The sequence below is a fragment of the Catenibacterium sp. genome, from assembly GCF_052354645.1.
In the GTDB taxonomy this organism is placed as follows: Bacteria; Bacillota_I; Bacilli_A; order Erysipelotrichales; family Coprobacillaceae; genus Catenibacterium; species Catenibacterium mitsuoka_A.
On sequence record NZ_DAWDDM010000134.1, the window covers coordinates 1 to 5,152 of the forward strand.

General features: G+C 32.4%; 6 protein-coding genes. 1 reads left to right on the forward strand and 5 read right to left on the reverse strand.

Annotated features, from left to right (window positions below):
- The first annotated feature begins 61 nt into the window (after window positions 1-61).
- The gene (locus ACT8VG_RS06920; RefSeq protein ID WP_444195483.1) at window positions 62-841 is read left to right on the forward strand and encodes a transposase; all 780 of its coding nucleotides are present in this window, start codon (window positions 62-64) and stop codon (window positions 839-841) included.
- A 136-nt stretch (window positions 842-977) separates the two neighbouring features.
- Here ACT8VG_RS06920 and ACT8VG_RS06925 read toward each other — a convergent pair whose 3' ends face one another.
- From ACT8VG_RS06925 to ACT8VG_RS06945, 5 genes are all read right to left on the reverse strand, one after another.
- Complete coding sequence (locus tag ACT8VG_RS06925; protein WP_331874370.1) at window positions 978-1,709, reverse strand: CPBP family intramembrane glutamic endopeptidase; 732 nt, start codon at window positions 1,707-1,709, stop codon at window positions 978-980.
- The gene (locus ACT8VG_RS06930; protein ID WP_444195484.1) at window positions 1,709-2,539 is read right to left on the reverse strand and encodes a DUF975 family protein; all 831 of its coding nucleotides are present in this window, start codon (window positions 2,537-2,539) and stop codon (window positions 1,709-1,711) included. Before ACT8VG_RS06930 ends, ACT8VG_RS06925 begins: the two co-directional genes overlap by 1 nt.
- Window positions 2,540-2,541: 2 nt before the next feature.
- Window positions 2,542-3,639, reverse strand: a complete 1,098-nt coding sequence (locus ACT8VG_RS06935; RefSeq protein ID WP_217106605.1) for a CDP-glycerol glycerophosphotransferase family protein — start codon at window positions 3,637-3,639, stop codon at window positions 2,542-2,544.
- Window positions 3,629-4,822 carry a CDP-glycerol glycerophosphotransferase family protein gene (locus ACT8VG_RS06940; RefSeq protein WP_331874371.1) on the reverse strand — a complete coding sequence of 398 codons (1,194 nt, stop codon included), beginning with the start codon at window positions 4,820-4,822 and terminating at the stop codon, window positions 3,629-3,631. The genes ACT8VG_RS06935 and ACT8VG_RS06940 overlap by 11 nt, the downstream gene beginning before the upstream one ends.
- A 93-nt stretch (window positions 4,823-4,915) precedes the next feature.
- The coding region (locus tag ACT8VG_RS06945) for a CDP-glycerol glycerophosphotransferase family protein (RefSeq protein WP_444195485.1) at window positions 4,916-5,152 on the reverse strand (237 nt) is incomplete at its 5' end.

Here is a 5,152-nt window from a genome sequence, read left to right on the forward strand (position 1 = left end):
TCATAAAACAGAAACGATATATCATGAACTGATGTAATTATCACGCTATTATGAGGATATATTGGTTCATATAAGAAAGGATAAGGTTGCATTCAGAGCTCAGCTGGATATTGTATTTCCAGGCTATGATACGCTTTTTGATGATCTGTATAGTCCTGTCTCTTTAACTGTCATTGAAAAATATCCACATCCAGAAATGCTTCAGAAAAAAAAGATTAATACTGTATCTAAAGTGATTCAGAGTAAAACATGTCATCGTCAGGCAGCAAGTGATACAATGGCTGACAAGGCAATAGAGTATTCTAAAACCATCTATTCAGGATGTGATAAGGATGATATTGAAGTATTAATACTTCAGAGATTCATCAAGAAATTAAAAGAAGATATGGCAGAAGCTGAAAGAACCATTGGTGAAATGATTAAGCTAGCACAGGAACTACCTGACTTTAGTATAATCAAATCTATTCCAGGTATTGGAGATAACCTAGCTGCACGTATTATTGCAGAACTAGGTGATATGACAAGATTCAAAAAGAAGAATGAGCTAGTAGCCTTTGCCGGACTGGATCCAAGAATCAGTGAAAGTGGACAGGATGATGGGGATCATATGCACATTACTAAAAAAGGCAATAAACGATTAAGGTGTTTATTATATCTGGCTGTAACGTGTTCTATAAGGCTTAAAAGAGATAATAATAGTATTAAGGATTTCTATATAAAGAAAAAGCAGCAATCAAACCCTATGTGTTCGAAAGCCGCCAAGACTGCATGTGCCAGTAAATTAGTACGAATAATTTATAGCATGTGCAAAACTGGTGAGTTATACCAGTACAATAAATAACACCCAGATTATACACCTAAACCACCCTGAAAAAAAGCGCTTTTTCTTCAGGGGTTTTCAGCATGCAGTAAAAACCATAAAAAATTATTGATATATTTTTTAAATTTTCACTTGATTTCTATTATCCAATTTTTGTTTAGAACAAGATGACTAATAACGCAAATATATTGTTTGTCATATGTGTAAGAATAGAAGCCCAAATATTATCTGTACTTTCATAAATATACGCAAAAACTAGTCCTGAGCAAGCATACGGTATCATCTGTACCATTTCAAAGATATTACCTGCAAAGACTGAATTCATAACATGAATAAAGCCAAATAAGAAGGCAGAGACCACATAAGCTAAGAATCTATTATATTTACGTAGACCTGTAAAAATAACACCTCTAAAGATTAATTCTTCTCCTATAGGTGCTAGGAATCCTGTCACAAAGAACATAACAGCAGGAATACTTTTAGTGAGTGATTCTACCTGTTGCTGATTCACACTTGATGATTGATCCACAAATAGCTTAACTATACTACTTCCAATCGCATTAGCACAAATATTAAGGAAGAATCCTAGAAAGCATCCAGCAACAATAATAGATAGCTTGTTATTCATGAAATCCTTCCATTGACGTTTGATGAACTTTCTTAAGATGATTACTGCAACAAGTGCAGTAATCAAATCTACCACAAAATTTAACCAAATATTCGCATTTGTTGAAGTGATTGAAAGGTTAAATGTTAAGATTGTCCACTTTACAATCGCACTACCAATATAACTATTACAATAAAAGAATAAAGGAAGTAGAATCAGACATCCAAGTACTAATTCCTGACCTGAAAGTCTTCTAGTAAAACGATCATTTTTTTGTCTCATTAGATTCTCCCTTCATCATAGAACTTATAAGCAATTTCTTTATAAAATAATGCCTGTACAGTAATATAAGCAGGCTGATATGTATAAGCCGCTACTGCTGCGCTTAAAATTGAACCAGTCAATCCTGCAATACCATTATCACCAAATACGCCACCAATCATACCACTAATGATGGCACATAGAAGAATCCATCCAATAAATGAAAGATTGATTAATAATAAATCCGCGCAATGACCTTTCATTAATGTGAATGATTCTTTAAGCGCCCCAAAGCCTTTAATACCATATTCCTGATGTAGGTATGTCATCGCAAACATACGTAAATTAACCCAGATCATTACAAATGCGAAGGCAAAGAGCAACACAAACAATAATATCGCACTTAGTGCTGATAAACCTGAAACAACACCCGTAATAGGTGAAACTCTATAAGGATCACTAAATAGCGCAAATAAGCCACCAAAAGAACCAAGAGAGCATACCACAATAAGTGCTACAAAAATAGATATTATAACGAAATTTACAAGTACTTTTGTAAGATAAGTTGGTACGTATTCAATCCAGTTAACTAGACCATAGACACCATCATTATCGGATAATTCTTGTTCACGATCAGTAACAACTTTAAGTCCTGCTACAACATGTCCTTGTTCTACTGTAAGTAATAACGCTGAAATAACCAAATAAATGATATACATCACCCCATTACCCGAATCAAGTAAGCTAGGGAATGCTGAAATAACACCTATGATCAAGCAGATACGTGATAAACTTGCTTTGTTGAAGCGTGCAATTTCTCTTGCACGTTGTTTAATCATTGAAATATTCATAATTAATCCTCCTTGATTAATTGTTCTATGAATGAGATGATACGTTCTACATTCTTTCCATCCTGATATTTAAAGAACTTATTCTTAAATGCTTTAATATCATAATGTTTATTAGAATGTATTGCATCTACTAATTCATCTTCATTATAACATAATGGACCAGGCATTTCCTTCTTATAGTCTACAAAACATCCTAAATGACGCATATATTCCTTTAAATCAGGCACATAAAAATACAACGGCTTATCTAGAATAGAATAATCAAAGATAATAGAAGAAAAATCAGAAATAAGCGCATCACTTACAATAAATAAATCATAAGTATTCTCATGATTCATATTAAATATACGTTCATTTTCTTCAATCGGGATACTATGCATAAGTGGATGATATTTATAAAGTAGAACTGTATCTTCATCCAGCAAAGACATAAGCTTCTTTGAATCAAAATCAACTGCTTTAAATCCTTTATAAATATTTCCTCTAAATGTAGGTGCATAAAGTAATATCTTCTTATTTTTTAATTTTGGATACTTGAGATAGAAGTTCTTTTTTGCTTCTTCTTTATACGTTTCATCAAATAAATGATCGACACGTGGCATACCTGTTACAAGTACGTTGTTTTTATCTACAGAGAAAGCAAGAGAATAAGGTTCTACCCAATAATCACTATTCGCAATAACATAGTCATAGTTATTAATAGGATATTGTCTTTTAATCGCATTTCCAAACTTCTTAATAGCTCCTGTGGCATGCCATACTTCAATAACCTTAACACCTTGTCTCTTATAATGAGAGACAACATAGTTATTGTCATTAATTAGTACGATATGGGATGTATTAATCACAATAATCTGTTTAATGCAGTTAAGGAGATATAAGAAATCATTCCATACTGATTTTTTATCATAATGAATGAGTACTGTTTTAATAGAATAATGAGATGTATCAAGATGATTATAGATATCTAAGAAATCATCTCTTAAAACATTGTCTTCTAATGAAACAAATGCAATTTGATTCTTTTTAATAGGAATAAGTGATACAAAGATGTTCACGAATGAAAGAATGATGTTTAATACAATTTTCTTAAGCCCCATGCTGTTCACCTAATAGTATATCAATGACACGTTTGCTGGCCTGTCCATCTTCATGATTATTAAAACGTTCATTGAAGCCTATTAAACGGTCATAGTCAAAGTCATGTGTATGAATCTTCTGAAGTAATGTATTTTCATCTGTAATGACTTCTCCAGGAAGATCTTTATAAATATCTAGATAGAATCCTCTTAATTCATCACGATAGTTTTCTAGATCATACATATAGAAATAGATTGGTCTTTTTAATATCGCGTAATCAAAGAAGACACTTGAGTAATCTGTCACTAACGCATCTGCAATTAAGTATAAATCCGCAATATCTTCCTGAGGATTTACATAATAAACGAAGTCTTTCACTTCATCTAAGTTAAAATCATTCACAATCAAATAATGAGGTTTAAATACAACAATATATTCATCCCCTAATACTTCCTGCCATTTCTTGAAGTTAACTTCTAATTTAAATGTATAGCCCTTCATATTAAATGAGTTATCACGCCATGTAGGTGCATAGAGTAAGATCTTTTTATCGTGAGGAAGATGCATTCTATTTTTAATAGTTTCTACATATTCTTTTGTATAGTTAGATAATATATCATTTCTTGGGTAGCCTGTTTCAATCAATCTTTCCTTATTGATTCTAAAAGATGTCTGGAAGACTTCTGTAGTAAAAGCACTTGGAGAAATCATATAGTTGTATTTAGAGACATCATTGTCATAAGTTGCACGCATTTCTTCTATAGACATGCCAGAACGATAGAATGTTGTCCCTTCTGGCACTTCAATATCATGAGCAAGCTTCTTTAAAGGTGTACCATGCCAGGTTTGCAAGTAAACCTGGTTATCCTTCTTCAGCACATATTTAGGAAGCTTACAGTTAGAAATCCAATATTTACTTCTTGCAAGATAAAAGAAATAAGGAATACTGAAGTATTCAATAATCTTCGCATTTGGAATAGTGAGATTTTTTTCTTTATGATGCTTAATCGCATATATACAGCGATATGAGGCATATTCTTTATGATCACTGATATATTGGTGTAATGCCTTAGGATTATCTGTATAGCCACGACCATGGAAAGATATAAATAAGATTGTATGATCATCACACGGTATGAAGCGATAAACAATTCGATATAATAAACGAATCATTTTACCTAGTATTTTCTTAATCAATTTCATGATAATTTCTCCTTTGTTAGGGTCTATTATAATGAGAATGACTGTCCTAGTCAATCAAACTGATACAAAGAAAAAGCTCCCTGTAAAGGAAGGCTAATTCTTTTCAAATACTGTCTCAACAACTCTCTGTGAAGAATGACCATCTTCCCAGCCACAGAACTTGTCATAGAACTTTACATAGCGGTCTGCATATTTTTCAGTGATTTCATCCATATGCTTGATTGTGTCAATGACTTCATCTGTAGTGAATACAAGTGGGCCTGGAAGTTCTTCTTCCATATTAATATAGAAGCCTCTTAATACATCACGATATTTATCTAAGTCATATGT

Excerpts from the sequence above, each read along its gene's own strand:
- ACT8VG_RS06940 (WP_331874371.1), bottom strand. The coding sequence starts at position 4,822 with ATGAAATTGATTAAGAAAATACTAGGTAAAATGATTCGTTTATTATAT.
- ACT8VG_RS06930 (WP_444195484.1), bottom strand. The coding sequence starts at position 2,539 with ATGAATATTTCAATGATTAAACAACGTGCAAGAGAAATTGCACGCTTC.
- ACT8VG_RS06935 (WP_217106605.1), bottom strand. The coding sequence starts at position 3,639 with ATGGGGCTTAAGAAAATTGTATTAAACATCATTCTTTCATTCGTGAAC.
- ACT8VG_RS06925 (WP_331874370.1), bottom strand. The coding sequence starts at position 1,709 with ATGAGACAAAAAAATGATCGTTTTACTAGAAGACTTTCAGGTCAGGAA.